Origin of the sequence: Nocardia crassostreae (assembly GCF_001613405.1) — a bacterium.
In the GTDB taxonomy this organism is placed as follows: domain Bacteria; phylum Actinomycetota; class Actinomycetes; order Mycobacteriales; family Mycobacteriaceae; genus Nocardia; species Nocardia crassostreae.
In genome coordinates, this window is record NZ_BDCH01000037.1 from 62,687 (window position 1) to 78,756 (window position 16,070).

14 protein-coding genes and 1 pseudogene are annotated in these 16,070 nt (G+C 69.5%); 7 read left to right on the plus strand and 8 right to left on the minus strand.

What is annotated here, in order from left to right:
* Positions 1-158 precede the first annotated feature (158 nt).
* Both NC4_RS33550 and NC4_RS33555 read left to right on the plus strand, forming a co-directional pair.
* The gene (locus tag NC4_RS33550) at positions 159-818 is read left to right on the plus strand and encodes a hypothetical protein (protein WP_067546794.1); all 660 of its coding nucleotides are present in this window, start codon (positions 159-161) and stop codon (positions 816-818) included.
* On the plus strand, positions 815-1,594 hold the full coding sequence (locus tag NC4_RS33555) for a site-2 protease family protein (protein ID WP_067546797.1): 780 nt from the start codon (positions 815-817) through the stop codon (positions 1,592-1,594). Before NC4_RS33550 ends, NC4_RS33555 begins: the two co-directional genes overlap by 4 nt.
* 129 nt (positions 1,595-1,723) lie before the next feature.
* Here NC4_RS33555 and NC4_RS33560 read toward each other — a convergent pair whose 3' ends face one another.
* Both NC4_RS33560 and NC4_RS33565 read right to left on the minus strand, forming a co-directional pair.
* Positions 1,724-2,875 (minus strand): FUSC family protein, encoded by a 1,152-nt coding sequence (locus NC4_RS33560; protein WP_084530020.1) that lies wholly within the window; start codon positions 2,873-2,875, stop codon positions 1,724-1,726.
* Between the two features lie 10 nt (positions 2,876-2,885).
* Positions 2,886-3,329 carry a DUF3151 domain-containing protein gene (locus tag NC4_RS33565; protein WP_067546908.1) on the minus strand — a complete coding sequence of 148 codons (444 nt, stop codon included), beginning with the start codon at positions 3,327-3,329 and terminating at the stop codon, positions 2,886-2,888.
* Positions 3,330-3,410: 81 nt separating this feature from the next.
* On the opposite strand from NC4_RS33565, the gene NC4_RS40720 reads away from it, so the two are divergent.
* On the plus strand, positions 3,411-5,672 hold the full coding sequence (locus NC4_RS40720; protein ID WP_067546800.1) for an Rv0361 family membrane protein: 2,262 nt from the start codon (positions 3,411-3,413) through the stop codon (positions 5,670-5,672).
* Between the two features lie 29 nt (positions 5,673-5,701).
* Here NC4_RS40720 and yczR read toward each other — a convergent pair whose 3' ends face one another.
* On the minus strand, positions 5,702-7,198 hold the full coding sequence (yczR, locus tag NC4_RS33575) for a MocR-like transcription factor YczR (protein WP_067546803.1): 1,497 nt from the start codon (positions 7,196-7,198) through the stop codon (positions 5,702-5,704).
* 62 nt (positions 7,199-7,260) lie between these two features.
* Here yczR and NC4_RS33580 point away from each other — a divergent pair, with 62 nt between their 5' ends.
* Together NC4_RS33580 and NC4_RS33585 are read left to right on the plus strand one after the other, a co-directional pair.
* The gene (locus tag NC4_RS33580) at positions 7,261-7,563 is read left to right on the plus strand and encodes a hypothetical protein (RefSeq protein WP_067546806.1); all 303 of its coding nucleotides are present in this window, start codon (positions 7,261-7,263) and stop codon (positions 7,561-7,563) included.
* Between the two features lie 83 nt (positions 7,564-7,646).
* Positions 7,647-8,207, plus strand: coding sequence for a methylated-DNA--[protein]-cysteine S-methyltransferase (locus NC4_RS33585; protein WP_067546809.1), 561 nt, complete (start codon positions 7,647-7,649; stop codon positions 8,205-8,207).
* A 143-nt stretch (positions 8,208-8,350) separates the two neighbouring features.
* Here NC4_RS33585 and NC4_RS33590 read toward each other — a convergent pair whose 3' ends face one another.
* The 4 genes and pseudogenes from NC4_RS33590 to NC4_RS33605 form a co-directional block, all read right to left on the minus strand.
* Positions 8,351-8,683, minus strand: a complete 333-nt coding sequence (locus NC4_RS33590) for a hypothetical protein (protein WP_067546813.1) — start codon at positions 8,681-8,683, stop codon at positions 8,351-8,353.
* Positions 8,684-8,709: 26 nt separating this feature from the next.
* Positions 8,710-9,720 carry a hypothetical protein gene (locus NC4_RS33595; RefSeq protein WP_067546816.1) on the minus strand — a complete coding sequence of 337 codons (1,011 nt, stop codon included), beginning with the start codon at positions 9,718-9,720 and terminating at the stop codon, positions 8,710-8,712.
* Between the two features lie 198 nt (positions 9,721-9,918).
* Positions 9,919-12,373 (minus strand): annotated as a pseudogene (locus NC4_RS33600) (helix-turn-helix transcriptional regulator).
* 64 nt (positions 12,374-12,437) lie between these two features.
* Positions 12,438-13,259: a helix-turn-helix transcriptional regulator gene (locus tag NC4_RS33605; protein ID WP_067546819.1), complete on the minus strand. Its 822-nt coding sequence runs from the start codon at positions 13,257-13,259 to the stop codon at positions 12,438-12,440.
* Between the two features lie 88 nt (positions 13,260-13,347).
* Between NC4_RS33605 and NC4_RS33610 the strand changes: the two genes are divergently transcribed.
* Positions 13,348-13,902 carry a YceI family protein gene (locus NC4_RS33610; protein WP_245722108.1) on the plus strand — a complete coding sequence of 185 codons (555 nt, stop codon included), beginning with the start codon at positions 13,348-13,350 and terminating at the stop codon, positions 13,900-13,902.
* Positions 13,903-13,969: 67 nt separating this feature from the next.
* Here NC4_RS33610 and NC4_RS33615 read toward each other — a convergent pair whose 3' ends face one another.
* Entirely contained in the window at positions 13,970-15,070 is a 1,101-nt protein-coding gene (locus tag NC4_RS33615; protein WP_067546823.1) for a CaiB/BaiF CoA transferase family protein, read from the minus strand.
* 283 nt (positions 15,071-15,353) lie between these two features.
* On the opposite strand from NC4_RS33615, the gene NC4_RS33620 reads away from it, so the two are divergent.
* Entirely contained in the window at positions 15,354-16,022 is a 669-nt protein-coding gene (locus tag NC4_RS33620) for an MspA family porin (protein ID WP_067546911.1), read from the plus strand.
* Positions 16,023-16,070 lie beyond the last annotated feature (48 nt).

The following is a 16,070-nucleotide window of genomic DNA, read 5'->3' on the forward strand; positions in this document are numbered from 1 at the left end:
GGCCCGGCACCGGACGAACCCGACGTAACGGATGGGTCGCGCACGGGGCGCGGCAAATCCAACGGGGCTATGGTGACACGGGGAGACGGACCGGCACGGGGGTCCGGCAGCGAGCGCAGCGAGGCGATGGAGTTGGCCCAGAGGAGGGTGTACGGCAGTTGAGTACCCATGTTCTCCGCTGCGACGGCGCGCCGGTACCGATCGCCCTGGCCGCTCTGCCGCTCACCCAGACCGCGGCCATTCCGGACACCGATGATCTGGACGAGCTGCTGCCCGTCATGGCCGCCGACAGCCTGCCCCGATTGATCGTCCTCGGCGAGGATGCCGGGCTGGCAGCGGTTCTCACGCATCTGATGCGCACCGAACGACTCGGCGTGGAGATCGGCTTCGTGCCCGTGGACCGGACCTACGGCTCGCGCGCCTATCAGACCGGCACCGGCAATGGCGCCGCCAAGCGCGCGCTCGAGGGCAAGGCCATGGAAACCCCCCTGATTCGCGACGACACCGGCAAGGTGCTCATCGGCCGCGCCACCATCGTGGGCCCGCGCGGGGAGAAGCTCGAGGGCGAGGCCTACGTCGACGACACGCGGCTGTTCACCGGAAAGGTGGCGGCCCTGCATATTTCACCCATGCTGGAGATGCCCGGCCTGCATGCCACCGTGCAGCGCGGGCTGCGCAAGAAGCGCTGGGTCGAGGGGCGGGCCATGCAGCTGGGCACGCGCGGCGGCGTGGTGACCAGCGACGGCATCACCACCGACAAGATCGTGCCGCGCTCCACCTTCTACCGGCACCACGAGCCGTGGATGCTGGTCCGATGAACTCTCCACGCGCCATCGGCCGGGCCGGTGCGGTGCGCCCCAGTCCCGTATTCCTGCTCGTCGTCGCGATCACCGTGGCGGGCGGGGCGCTCGCCTGGAATGCCGACTTGTTCTCGCGCTGGGCGCAATTCGGCGTCTTCGTCATGGTGGTGGCGGGCTGGATCCTCTCGGTCTGCCTGCACGAGTTCGCGCACGCGTACGTGGGGTGGCGGGCCGGGGACCGCGAGGTCGAGATGCGCGGGTATCTGACCTTGAACCCGCTCAAGTACAGCCATCCGCTGCTGTCGATCGTGCTGCCGGTGGTGTTCATCGCGCTCGGCGGCTTCGGCCTGCCCGGCGGGGCGGTGTACGTGCACTCGCACAACTTCAGCCCGCGCACACAGCGCATGCTCAGTGGCGCGGGACCGGCGGTGAACGCGGTGTGCGCCGTCGTGCTGCTGATGATCGTCAAGCTGTTCGGCAGCGACGAATCGCATGCCGCGTTCTGGTTCGGGCTGAGTTTCCTTGCCTTCCTGCAGATCACGGCGACCATCCTGAATCTGATCCCGATCCCGGGCACCGACGGCTACGGGATCCTGGAGCCGTCGCTGAGCTATCAGACGCGGCGCTCGCTGGATCAGATCAAGCCGTACGGGATTCTGCTGCTGGTGGCGCTGCTGTTCGTGCCGGAGCTGAATCAGTTGTTCTTCAACGCGATTCACGCGCTGTTCGATCTGTCGGGCGTACCGTCGCTGTGGCCGGGCTACGGCGGCTCGCTGACCCGGTTCTGGCTCTGAAATCCGCTTCCGGCAAGGTAAAAGCCGGGCTACCCCTCCGAGCCCGGCTTTGATATCGAACGGTATAGGCGCGCAAGCGCGTACACCCGAGTAGCGCGCTACTCGAAGATCAACATCAGCACGCGCGGATCAGTCGATCGGTGTCACGTAGGGGTTCGGCACGGTCGGCGGGAGCAGGGCCATCGCGGACAGGCGGCGCATACCGCATACCTGCATGAGGTCCACCACGATGGAACGCAACTGCGCGAACACCACGTGCGCGGAGATACCCGCGCCCGTGACTAGATCCTTGGTCGCGCCCTTGCCGACCGAGCGCAGCACGCGGGTGGCCTCGGCGGCGGAGGGCTGCTCACCGGGATCGGCGAGCACGTACTTGCGCACCACCTCCACGGCCTGACCGAGCTTGCGGACCTCCTCGATCAATCGCGGGTCGAGGATCTCGTCGTCCTGTACCGCGCTGAGGGCGCGCCGCAGCAGGACGCGGGTATTGCGGACCGCATTGTCGACCGGGTCGGCGGTGGCGCGCAGGGTTTCCAGGCGCTTGCGCGAATTCCAGTACATCGGGGAGATCCGGCTGATCTCCGCGCCGCCCTCCAAGGTGTTGCGCAGCGCGTCGATGGGCGCCTGGGTCTTGCGCGCCGCCTCCAGGGCCGTCTTGATCTTGGCGGCATCGTGTTCGAGCAGACCGTCCGCGCATTCGGCCAGGGACTTGCTCACCACCGCGAGGATGTCGCCTTCCTGCTGCCGGGCGCGGCGCACCGGATGCAGCGGGAGCGCGGCCACCACCACGATGCCGACCAGCCCGCCGACCAGGGCGTCGATCATGCGCAGGCCGGAACCGGCGGTGTGCGGCGGAATGAGCGTGGCCACCAGCACGGCGGAGCTGGCCGCCTGCATGGTGATGACCGGGCCGCCGTCCAGGAAGACCGCGGCGCTCATGGCCGCCAGGACCAGCAGCGAGATCTGCCAGACGCCGGTGCCGAACTGGGAGACGAACAGATCGCCGATGCCGATGCCGACCGCGACGCCGACAATGAGCTCCACCGCCCAGCGCAGCCGGGCGCCGTAGGACACGCCGATGGAGATCATGGCGGCCATGGGCGCGAAGAACGGCTGCGGATGGCCGATCACATTGTGGGCGATGAACCAGGCCACGCCCGCGCCGATGGCGCACTGCAGGATCGGCAGCAGCGAGGACCGGACGCGTTTACCGGCATTGCGCAGCCGCGCCGCGGTGGACTCTTTCGCGGCGTCGAAGGTTTCGGTTAGGCCACTGGTCAATGCGGGGAGCTCAGTCCAGGCCGAGCTCGCCCGCGGCGCGCGGATCGCAGTCCTCGAGCAGATCCAGGCAGCGCGCGTACTCGTCGGTCTCCCCGATGGCGCGGGCGGCCTTCGCCAGCGCGCCGACACTGCGCAGGAACCCCTGATTCGGTTCGTGCGACCACGGCACCGGGCCGAAGCCCTTCCAGCCGTTGCGGCGCAACAGATCCAGGCCGCGGTGGTAACCGGTGCGCGCGAAGGCGTAGGCGGCGATGATGTCGTGATTCACATCGCTCTCGGCGGCCTCGCCCCGCGCCAGGGCCGCCTCCGCCAGGTAGGCCCAGGCGATCGACGCCGTCGGATGCGCGGCGGCGACCTGCACCGGATCTTGTTTCTCCAGCAGCGCGTCCTCCGCATCGGAGTTTTCGGGCAGGAGTACCGGCTGCGGTCCGAGCAGATCACCGAAGGAGGTCATGCCGATCATTCTGCACCGACCGCTCGATTGCTCAGTAGGCTGACCACCGAATCACAGTTCCGCCGAAGCGAGGGGTAGCGCGTGTCCGACTCGAACGACGACCAGCAGCCGCAAGGCTCTGCCGACCCGACCCCGGGCCAGGCCGCCGAGGACACCGCAGCACCCGCCGCCGACGCCACCCCGTCCGACGTGTCCCCCACCGCCGCCACCGAGGCGATCCCGGCCACCGACGCGGAGCCCGCCGCGACCGCCGCCACCGAGGTGATCCGCACCGACGCGGCCAAACCGGCCCCTGCCCAAGGCAACCCGCAGGCCACCCAGCCCAACCCCGCCGCCAAGCCCGGCGGCTCCGGCACCCCCGGCTTCGCCACCATCAAGGTCGAGGCCCCCAAACCGGTAGGCCCCGCCGCCCGCCTCCGGCCCGCCGGATCCGGCAAACCCGCCCCCGGCGCCACCAGGCCTGCTCCCGGCCGTCCGGACCCGAAGCCCGACCAGAACCCAAGCGCCGCAGCGAATGCCGACACCGCCCGCGTCGACGCCGCACAGGCGAGCGACCACCGCCCGGATCAGCAGCCCGCGCGCGGCGGCCAATCCGACAAGCCGACGGTGGCTTCCGGCCCCGCGCGGGGCGAGGGACAGCGGCCGGGGCAGCAGTCGACCGGGGGCGGGCAGTCGGGCACCGGCGGCGCGGCGCATCCGGGTGGTGCGCGACCGCCTGCGGGCGAGGCGCAGCAGGCGAGTCGAACCCCAAGCGACACAGTCGGTTCCGACGCGAAGACCGCCAAGATCAGTACCGCGCGAGACGGGGACGCATCAGCGCGACAGTCCGGCCCCGGTGCGGGCGACCGGACGGACGCACCCGATGCCGCGGCGACAGGCGAAGCGGGCGGGACCGGCGTCCCGACGGATTCCGTGACCACGCAGATCATCAAGATTCCGGGTCGGGACGCAGGCGCATCCGGTGGCGGAGCGCCGGGCGATGCGCGCGATTCCGGGCGGCCGGGCGGTTCCCCGTCCGGTGGCCAGAGCGGGTCGGCTCATCCGGGCAGTGCGCAGCAGGGCGGCCGTTCCGGCACGCAGCAGCCTGCCGCACCCGGCGGCGGCGCTGCCGCCGAGGCCGCTGGCGTCGAGGACGCTGGGGCGCAGGGTGATTCCGGGCGCCCGAAGGATGCCGGGGTTCGTGACGGCGCGCCGAAGTCGGCCGATTCGGACGGGGATGCCGCCGCCTCGGATGCGGAAACCGTTGCCATGCGGCAGGCTCCGGGGGCCGATGCGCCGACGACCGTCTTCCCGGTCGTTTCGGGTGAGCAGGCCACCGAGAAGATGTGGGTGCAGGGTACGCAGGGTCGGGGCGTGAGCAGGCCGCCGCAGACGCCGCGGGCGAATGCCGGGCCGCGGAATGTCGGCCCGCGCGGAGGCTCGCCCCAAGGGCCGCAGGGACCGGAAGGCCCGCAGGGGAAGGCCGATGGCGTCGAGGAGACGCGACCGTCGCCGCCGCCCGCGCGGCCGCCCATGGGCCCGCGGCGACCGGCCAGCGCGCCGTCCCCCGCCGATATGCAGCCGACCATGCCCGCGAATCCGATTGGGGGCGCACGGGTTATCGGCCCGAAGAAGGCCGGACCGCAGAAGGTCGGGCCCGGTGCACCGCAGGGACCCGGATCGGCCGGGCCGCAGAAGGTTGGTGCGGGTGCGCCGCAGGGGCCCGCGCCGAGCGGACTTCAGAAGGGTGCGCCGGGCACGCCGCCGGGCGCCGGAACGCAGGGTCCGCGGCCGGGTGGCGCATCGGCGGCGGGCGGTCAGCAGGGTGTGCAGCCGCCGCAGCCGCGACCGGTGGCCGCGCCGCAGCGGGTGCCCGCGACCGGTGAGCAGCCCGCTGCCGCTGCTCCGGCCGCAGGGGCGGAGGGCTCGAAGAAGAAGCTGCTGGCCATCGGCGCGGCCGTGGTCGCGGTGCTGGTGATCGTGGGCGTGGTGATTGGCGTGGTGGCGAACCGGACAGACAATTCGCCGTCGGCGCAGGTGAAGCGGGCCATTTCGACCTATACCGATGCCTTGGCCGATGGCGACCTGGACGCGCTGCGCGGCATTACCTGCGGCGCACAGCACGACTTATACCAGAACATTTCGCCGGAGCAGTTCGCGGGCGTCTACCAGACCTCCAAGGAGCAGAAGAGCATTCCGGTCGTGAAGAGCGTGGATGCCATCAGCATTACCGGCGAGACCGCCATGGCCTCGGCGACGGTCTACACCGAAGCCGATCCGGCGAAGCAGTCCGCGCGCACGTTCGACCTACAGCAGATCGACGGCGCCTGGAAGATCTGCGACCCGGCCAACTCGGCGGGCTGATCCGGCCCCACATCAACTGGTGGCCGGGGCTAGTAGGTGATGAGGGGGGCGAGCGGGTCGGCGGCGTGCGGGCTGAGGGAGGAGTAGGCGGCGGCCAGGGATTTGATGCCCAGGCGGATATCGGATTCCTCGTGGGTGAAGGGGATTCGGATGAAGCGTTCGAAGGCGCCCTGGACGCCGAAGCGGGGGCCCGCGGCGAGAATCACGCCGTGGTTGGGTGCGGTGGCGGCGAGGGCCGTCGAGACGGGGGTGGGCAGCTGCGCCCACAGCGACATGCCGCCCTCGCCGGGCGTCACGCGCCAGTCGGGCAGGTCCTCGGCCAGGGCGTCGAGGAGCGCGGCGCGGCGGGAGCGTAGCTGTTCCCTTCGCACGGTGAGGATTTCGTCGGCGTGCTGGAGCAGATGGACCGTCGCGAGCTGATCCATGACCGGCGTGCCGAGGTCCATGGTGGAGCGGGTGCCGAGGAGTTTGGTGATGAGGGCCTGATTCGCGCGGACCCAGCCGACGCGCAGACCGCCCCAGAAGGACTTCGAGGCGGAGCCGATCGTCACGATCTCCGAGTTGCGGGCGAACGCGGCTGCGGGCGGCGGGATTTCGCCATCGCTGAGATGCAGGTCGACCATGGATTCGTCGACGATCACGGTCATCCGGGTTTCGCGGGCGGTGGCGGCCAGGGCGGCGCGGCCCTCGGCGTCCATGAGCAGGCCGGTGGGGTTGTTGTAGTCCGGCACGAGATAGGCCACGCTGGCCGCGGTCTGGCGTGCGGCACTGCGGATTCCGTCCAGATCCCAGCCGTCGGGCCGCAGCGGGACCGGGACCGGGCGGGCGCCGACATCGCGAATGGCCTCGATGGCATTGGGGTAGCTCGGATGGTCGATGAGCACCCGCTCGGCGGGGGTGGTGAGCACATTGAGCAGCAGGCGCAGACCGTGCTGGGCGCCCAGGGTGACCAGGATCTGGTCCGGATCGGTGGGCAGGCCGCGCTCGGTGTAGCGGCGGGCCAGCGCCTCGCGCAGCATGAGCATGCCGACCGGGTCCATGCCGTGCGTGCCGAGGTAGGTCGGAAGTCCTTGCAGGGCAGTGGAATACGCATCGGTCATCTGGGCGGGCGCGGACATGGCGGCGTAGGTCATGTCGATGGTGTGCACTTCCGGCTGCGCCATCATGGCGAGCAGGCTGCGGGCCGGTTTGGTGCCGTCGTGCACCACCGTGGGCGGCAGGGCCACCGTACTGCGCGAGCCCTGTCGGCTGATGAGGTAACCGTGTTCGCGCAGTAGTGAATACGCCGAGGTGACGGTGGTACGGCTGACATTCAGACCGGCCGCCAGATCGCGTTCGCTGGGCAGCGCCACGCCGAGTGGTGCGCGGCCGTCGTGAATGAGCAGCCGGATGCTCTCCGCCAGTGCCACATACGCGGGCCGGGTGGACCGCTTGGCATTGTCCCCGGCCGGTGCGCCGGGCTCTTCCTGCCGCCACCGTCCCAGGTCGCGCGTGAGACTGGCCGCGCCGATAACTCGTGTCGCCATAAAGGCCAGTATCGGGATACTGGATATTTTCTTCAAGTCCAGCGGCAGGCCACTATGGATGCATGATCGCTCTGCTCGTCTCCCTGCTGATTGTCGCCGCGTTCGCCGGTCTCGTGTACCGGTTCGCTCCCACGCCCGGCGAGCGCTGGGGCGCGCTGATCGAGCGTTACCGCCCGCATGCCCCCATGTCGGACTGGTCGGTCGGCGACTATGACTATGTGCGCCAGCACGCCGACCTGGCCGCCATCCATGCCAGGCAGGACGTGGACTCCACCCTCAACCCCGCGCACCGGGTGCGCCGCCGCAGATCGGCCCTCGCGGATCTGGCGGATATCCCCTGCCGTCAGGAGACGGTCCAGTTCTAAATAACTGGCCTGAAACCGCGGCCCTCGCATGCTGAATCACCACCCCCACGGTCCTTGTCGGTATCCAGGTGCACACTGGCCCTATGTCCGACCGTGACCGCCCGCTCGCCTCGGCGGCGCTCTTCGACACCGCGATCGGCACCTGTGCCATTGCCTGGAGCGCCACCGGGGTGCTGCGTTTCGCGCTCCCCGAACCAGATCCGGACGCGACCCGCTCCTACATCCTGCGCCGCCACCGCATCGCGGATATCCGCGAAGCCGCCCCCACCCCCGAAATCGCCACGGCCATCGAGAGGATTCGCGCCCACCTGGAAGGCGACCTCGACGACCTGCACTGGATTCCCTTGGACACCAAGGCCATCAACGATTTCGACCGCGCCGTCTACGAGGTCACCCGCGCCATCCCGCCCGGCCACACCCTCAACTACGGCACCGTGGCCAACCGCATAGGCGCCCCCGGCGGAGCCCAAGCGGTAGGACAATCCCTGGGCCGCAACCCGATCCCCTTGATCGTCCCCTGCCACCGCGTCCTGGCCGCCGACAACGCCCTCCATGGCTTCTCCGCCCCCGGCGGCATCACCACGAAGCAGCGCCTCCTCGAAATCGAGCGCACCCCCGGTTTCGGCGAACCCACCCTCTTCTGACCACCCCCGCCCCTCGTTTCGGCACAGTCCGAAATGAGATGCGCGTCCCAGTCCGCATTCGGCACACTCCACCTCGACGAACCACCGGGCCAGGGAGGGGTTGGCCCGGCGGTTCGTCGCTCGGATGTGGTGGTTGATTCCTACTAGCGCGTCTTGACGATCGGGCCGTAGTACAGGACCGGGAGACCGGTGCCGTTGCACTGCACGTAGACATCGGTACCCGGCGCGAATCGCAGGTAGATGGGGTCCGGCCCCAGCGTGTACTGCATGAGCCCCGGAGACTGCTGGAAGAACGGCGGTGCCAGGCTCCAACCGGTGCACTGCCACCATTCGCCGGGAACGGTATCCATTCGGATCATGCCGCCGGGCTCGAGAGAGAGCGTCGGTGCGTCGGCCGCCGCCGTGGGTGCGCCCAGCAGGCCGCAACTGGCGATGGCTGCGGCGATCGCGGCGGTTCTCAGTATTCGTCTCATCATCCGTGTCCTCGTGTTTCGGTGTCGGCTCAGACGGCTGCGCCGAAAGCCGTTCCCGCTGCGCCGCCGATAACGCCACCGATCACGCCGCCGACAACAGCCGCAGGGATGCCGAGGGCGGCCGCACCGGCCACGCCGCCTGCGGCAGCGCCGACTCCGGCTCCGATCAATGCGCCTGCGACCGCTCCCGGGCCCGAGGCGGCACCACTGGTCGGGATCCCCGCCGCGATTCCGCCGATGACGGCACCGGCGACTGTGCCGACTCCGGCGCCGATCACAGCGCCCGGGACGGCGCCTACGACAGCGGCCGGGACGCCTGCGATCGCGGCGCCCGCCGCAGCGCCGGTCACGGCTCCGGCGACGGTCAGTCCGGCGATCTTGTCGGAGCGAGAAGCGTTGATACCCACGGAGTTCAGGCCGGTGGCGATGCCCGCTTCGATGGCGGCGGCACCGGTGTTCACCGGGTTGAGCACGTCGTTCGAGACATCGTCGCCGACGGGGGTCGAGAATGCGCCGATACGGAGCGTTCGCGGCGGGGGAGCGATCGGGGCGACCGGGTCGACTGCCACGGGGGCGTGCAGGGCCTGGATATTGACCGGCGGGGCCGTGTCCGCATTGGGGACGGGGCGGTAGTTGGCCGGGACCGGGTAGTCCGCTCGAGGCCGCGGCGGGGTTGTCACGCCGGGCTGGACAGGGCCGGGGAGGGCGGAGGGTCGATCCGCTGCGGGAGCCGTGACGCCGGGCTGATGCGGGTTGGCGGCGATCGAGGGCGGCTGGCCGACGAGGCGCTCGCCGGTGGCCGGTCCTGCGGTGACGGGCTGCTGGGCGGCGGGTGCGTCGGCGGTCGGCTGCTCGCCCGCATTCGGCGGGGTCGTCGCACCCGGCGACTGCGGGGCCGCCGACCGGCCCGTGGTGGACGGGGTGGTGGCGGATTGGGGGTTGCTGGTGGCGGAGCAGGCCACGGCGAGGGCCAGTGGGATTGCGCCTACGAACAGTGCGCGGCGGGCCGCGCCGGTCTTCAGTTCTCGATGCCGACTCACGCCGAATACACCACCCTCATCAGGTTGGATCTGATTGTGAACATCCCCCGCGGCCTGGAGACGGCCGCCTCGCGGGGATGTTAGCTGATCAGAAACTGGCGATTCCAGTCATGAGTGGGCGGAACTGCGTGTTGACGTTGACCGGCGAGAGAAGTGACACAATCGCTGGTCAAAGTGGGTGCTGTGATGTTCTGCCGGTCAGGGTTCTGATTTGCCGGAAGTTGACCCGCCGCGCATGAGTTCGGCCAGGGCTTCGCGGTCGGTGACGTCGAGTTTGATGCAGGCGCGGTAGAGGTGGCCCTCGACGGTGCGGACGGAGACGGTCAGGCGGTCGGCGATCTGGCGGTTGGACAGGCCCGCGGCGACCAGGTTGGCGATTTCGCGTTCGCGGGCGGTGAGGGGGAGGGGCTGGGCGGATTGGCGCAACGCCGGGGTCGAGGCCCCACCGCAGGCGGCGGCGAGGCGATTGGCGGCGGCGGCATCCAATCCGGGTCCGTCGTGGGCGGCCACCGCGACCGCGTGGCGGGCCTGGACCTGGACCAGGCGGCCGTCGACGCGGGCGGCCAGATCGGCGAGACGCCCGGCGACGCTGTGGTCGCCGAAGCGCGCGGCGGTGTGTAGCGCCATGGCCTCGATGGCGTGCTGGTGCGAGCGGGCGGCGGCGTCCGCCGCGCTCAGGGCCAGGCGGATGGCGGGCGTGGCCGTGCCTTCGGCGGCGGCCTGCCAGGCCTTGGCGATCTCGAGTTGTGGTTCGTAGACGGCGTCGTGCCGCCCGCCGCGCTCGACGGCCAAGGTTAATGGATTCGGCAGCCTCCGAGGCCCGACCCAGTGCCGAATACGCTTCGGCCAGTCGAATTCTCGCGGGGAACATCCACGCCGCCGCGCCCTCTGCGGTGAGCGCCGCCAGGGCCTGTTCGAGGTTGTCGATGCCGCGCGGGAACTGGCCCTGTGCGACATCGACGGTGCCCTGCAGGATCCTCGACATGCCCCAGGCGAGATACTGCCCCGGCGCCGTATACGTGTAAGGGCTACTGGCGCAACGCTGTGCGGCCTCCAGATCACCGGTGAAGGTGAGCGCCAGGACTTCCGCATGCGTCGACATGAACTTGTTGAGCCCGTCGATCTCGTGCTCGATGGCGTGGCCGCGCCCGGCGAATTGCCGTGCCGCATCGCCCTTCCCCATGAGCGCCAGGGCGAGCCCGCCGCCGAAGGCCGCCCACCACACCGCCCACGGCGGTGCGCTGTCGGCGTTCATGATGGGTTCGGCGAGGGCGAACGCCTCGTCCAGCTTGTTCTCGTGGGCCGCGCAGGCGGAAGCGAGCGCGTCCGTGATGGCGACGACCCGGGGGTGTTTGGCGCGGCTGCGCACGGACCGCAGTACTTCGTCGGCGCGATCGGCATCGCCCATGGACCACAAGAGGTTCGAGACGCGCGTGCAGCCCCAGCGCGCCAATTGCGCCTGGGTCAATTTCTCCGGATCGAATGCGGCGAGCGTGCGCTCGGCCTCGATGCGATGGCCCTGCCACAGCAGTGCCCGCGCCAGCAGATCTGCCGACTCGACGCCACCCCGGCGTTCCACGGCCGCCCGCGCGAACCGTTCGCCCAGCGGCAGATTCGACAATCCGATGGCGTCGGCGGCCGCCGCCTCGAACAGTTCCAGATCCGCGGAGGAGTTGATCGGCCGTTCCCTGAGTGACGAGTACAGCCGCCCGCGCAGCCGCCGTGCCGAGGCGATCCCCAGCCGCCGCCGGATCACCTCGCCGAACAGCGGATGGTTGTATCGCACCAGCAGCTGGTGGCTGTTCTCCACAATCCTTATGAGACTGCGTGATTCGGCGGTCTCCACGGCCTCTTCACCGGCGAGCTCGGCCAGCACATCCAGATCGATCGGCTCGCAGAAGGTGAGCAATTCCAGTACCCGCAGCACCGGTTCGGGCAGCTGCTCCACCCGATCCTCCAGCAGCGCGGCCAATTCCGAGGTGACCGCCGCGCGCCCCCGCAACTGCCACACCCCCTTGACCTGCCGCAGCGTCCCGGCCTCCAGCGCGCCCTCCACCAGGTGCCGCAGGAAAAGCGCGTTCCCCCCGGAGGATTCCCACATGAGGTTGGCGGTGAAGCCCTCCAGCTGTCCGCCCAGCATGGACTCGACGAGTTCCACGCTCTGCCGCTGCGTGAACGGCGACAGGTCGATGCGCAGCAGATGCCCGTCTTTCCATAACGAGGTCACCGCATCGGGCACCGGCACCCCGCTGCGCACGGTGCACACGATGTGCGCCGCCTTGTCGATGGTCAGCTGCAACAGCAGGGTCGCCGACAGCTGATCGAGCAGATGCGCGTCGTCGACGCCGATAATGGTGTGCCCGTCGGCCAGCAGCGCCTCGCGCGCCGCCGCCATGAAGGTCACCGGGTCGTGGGCCGTGTACACCCCCACCATGTGCGCGAACACCCCCAGCGGGATGCTGCGCGCGGATTCGGTGCCCGCCACCCAGCGGATATTCCCGCCCACGGTGGATGTCGCCAGCCGTGCCAGCGTCGTTTTGCCTACCCCCGCGTCACCGGTGAGAACGGCGCCGACGAAGTCGTCCCCCTGCAGCGCCGACCGGATCGAGTCGAGCTCGCCCTCGCGTTCGGCCATCGGCCAATTCCGAGCCATGCGTCAACTGTAGTTCCAGGACTGGTCGTGAGCAGCGTGAACGAAAGTCCCACAAACCGGGGGCTTATTCGTTGACCAGCCGCAATCCGGGGCTGCGCGCCTGCCGCCGGTCCACCAGCCACACCATGATGCTCTGGTCGGCGGCCGGATCGAGGGTCTCCACCTCCACCTCGACCGCCCCGCGAACCGGATGATCGATGTGCAGCACGACCGAGCGGGTGAGGGTCACGCGATGCTCGCGCCAGCGGCATTCGAACTCGGGGAACCGCTGCAACTGCTGGATCCGGGCTTCCAGGTTCTGATCGTCGGAGAACCGCGCATAGGACGCGCGCAGTACCGAAGTGACCAGGTCAGCGGCCTCGGCCCAATTACCGAACCGGCGTGTCGCCTCCGGATGCGCGAACAGGTAGAGCGCGAAATTGCCGTGCACCGCCTCGTCGAACATGCCGAGCGGTTCGGCGAAATCCCGCCAGGACGGATTCCAGGCCAGCATGTCCATACCGCGCCCGACCAGGTACGCGGGTGTCGGGTGCAGCGCGTCGATGACCGCCTGCATGGTCTCGCTGACCTGTTCGCGGGCCTGCCCGGCGCTGGGGCAGTTGTTGCGCTGTTCCATGTGGATGGCCAGCGTGCCGAGATGATGCCGTTCGATCTCGTTGAGCCGCAACGCATCCGCGAGGGCGCCCAGCACCGCGGTGGACGGATTGGTATCCCGGCCCTGTTCCAGGCGCGCCAGATAGTCGGCGCTCACGCCCGCCAGCGCCGCGACCTCCTCCCGGCGCAGTCCGGGTGTCCGGCGCCGACGACCCGCGGGCAGCCCGACGTCCTCGGGCTGTAGCTGGGCTCGCCGCGCAATCAGGAACTCGGCGAATTCGGATCTCGACACCCCACCATGGTGCCCGATCCCAGCTCCGTTATCCCCGCCCTGTCAGTGCCAGGATCAAGACGGTGTGGCTAACCGGACCAGGGTCCTCTTGAATCGTTGCCATGACGACTTCCGAGCAGACCACCATCGCCCCCGGCTCCTGGACCCTGGACGCCAACCACTCCTCGGTCAACTTCACCGTCCGCCACCTGGTATTTCCAAGGTTCGCGGCCGTTTCAACAACTTCGAGACCAGCTTCGTCGTCGACGCGTCCGGCAATGCCGCCATCGAGGCGACCATCTACCTGGACTCCTTCGACACCGGCAACGAGATGCGCGACAGCCACGTCCGCTCCGCCGAGATCCTCGACACCGCCAACCTGGACAAGCTGCACTTCCGGGTGGTCGAGCCGGTCGCCCTGGCCGCCGAGTTCGAGGTCGTCGGCGAGGTCACCCTCGGCGAGGTCACCAAGCCCGTCACCCTCGATGTGGAGTGGGGCGGCGTGCAGGTCTTCCCCGGCGACCAGAAGCAGCACGCCGGTTTCACCGCCACCGGCACCTTCAAGCGCAGCGACTTCAATGTCGCCCCCGGCCTGCCCACCGCCATGCTGGGCGACAAGATCGCCATCGAGCTCGACATCCAGCTCGTCGAACCGACCGCCTGATACCGGATTACGAAGCGGCGGCGTCCGAATGGACGCCGCCGCTAGGCATTTCACGACAATCGCGGGCTCAGTCCGCCCAGACCTGTTCGATCGGGGTGCCCTCGTTCGGCGGCGGGGTCGGCGTACCGGTGGGCGTGCGGGAGAACCGCGGGGCCGGGGCGTGCTGGACGACGCCGTCGATCTCGATCAGGCCGGTGCGGGCCTGGATGTGCGGATTCTGTTCGGCCTCGGTGAAAGTCAGCACCGGCGTGGTGCAGGCGTCGGTGTGCTCGAAGACGGCCCACCACTCGTCGCGGGTCCTGGTCTTGAACTTCTCGGTGAACAGCTTGCGCAGCTGCTCCTGGCCGTTGGGGTCGAGCTGGTGGGGCAGGCCCTCCGGCGAGATCTCCAGTCCCCGCAGCAGTTCCGCGTAGAACTGCGGTTCGATGCAGCCGACCGCCATGTACTTGCCGTCGGCGGTCTCATAGGTGTCGTAGAAGGCCATACCGGTGTCGAGCAGGTTGGCGCCGCGCTCGTCGGACCACAGGCCCATACCCTTCATGCCCCAGATCATGTGCGAAAGGGCAAGCGCGCCATCGATCATGGCGGCATCGATGACCTGGCCCTTACCGGAGGACTGGCGTTCGACCAGGGCGGCGAGAATGCCGAAGACCAGGAACATGGAGCCGCCGCCGAAGTCGCCGACCATGTTCAGCGGCGGGACGGGGCGTTCGCCCTTGCGGCCGATGGCATTCAGCACACCGGTGAGCGAGATGTAGTTGATGTCGTGCCCGGCGCGGTCGGCCAGCGGGCCGTACTGACCCCAGCCGGTCATGCGGCCGTAGATCAGGCGCGGATTGCGTTCCAGCGCGGCGTCGGGGCCCAGGCCCATGCGCTCGGTGACGCCGGGGCGGAAGCCCTCGAGCAGCACGTCGGCCTTCTCGACGAGCCCGAGCACCTTCTCGATATCGGCCGGATCCTTGAGGTTGGCCTCGACGATCGTGCGCCCGCGCCACTGTGGCCGTTCCATGAAGCCGGGGAACTGATTCGGTCGCTGCACCCGCACCACATCGGCGCCGAGATCGGCGAGCAGCAGCGCCGCATGCGGTCCCGGTCCGATTCCGGCCAGTTCAACGACCCGGATGCCCGCGAGCGGGCCCTGCCGGTTGGCGGTGGATGGAGTGCTCACGCCCTACCTCGGTTCGATCGACAACCCTGTCACCGGCAGCCTGCACCGGTGTTGACATTCTGACAATAGGGTGTGGGGTGGCGCACACCCACCCTCCCGGCCGCGCGCGAGTGGTCATAACCAGCCGGGTGGCGGATTGCTTCCAGCCGATCGGCGGATGTCGCCCGCGGCCGACGCGTCCTTACGCTCGCTGCGGTTGCCGGATCTCGTCCCGGGGGCGGGCCCGGGCCGAACCAACGCGGTGCGCGTCGTCGCACCGCCGCGACATCTGATGAGGGTACATATGAATAACTTTCGCACCATCGGTGGCGGCGCCCGGGTTGCCGGGCTCGGCGCCGCAGCCGTCGTTGCCGCGGGTCTGTTCTCGACCGGCGCGGCGCATGCGGACGCCTTCGTGCCGCTGCCCGACGGTCAGCGATCCGGGCCGGGCGCGACGATCACCCGCACCGGGGAGCACGCGGTGATCTCCCCGTCGCTGGCCGCCAATGGCGCCGGACGGGTGGCCTGGCTGTCGGGCATCGTCTCCGCCGATGTCACCGCGACGCCGGAAGGGACGGCCGGGCCCTGGGACGGCGCGACGAACGCGCCCGGCTCCAACAACTCCTCCACGCACGGGATTTCGCGGCTGTCCACCGGCTATACCGTCGGCTGTCAGGTCAGCATCGGCGACGAGGCGATCTCCGCCGGGGTATCGGGCGGGATCACCACCAAGGGGTTCACCGTCGCGGGCAAGATCGGGCTGAAGCTGGAGCCGGGGGAGGTGGCCTTCGTGAACATCGAGGGCAAGGACATTCCGACGACCGGCGTCTACTCCGTCGAATACCAGGACGTCGAACTGCAGATCCAGGGTTGCGGGGGTTACGCCCAGGCGCGCTCCTACACCGTGGTCGAGATCATCGGCGGCGATTACTCCAAGACGACCCTCTACGGTATGCCGTTCAGCATCGGCTGACGTGCACCGGTCGCCAAATCACTCCTCGCCGATGCGAATTCACTCCCC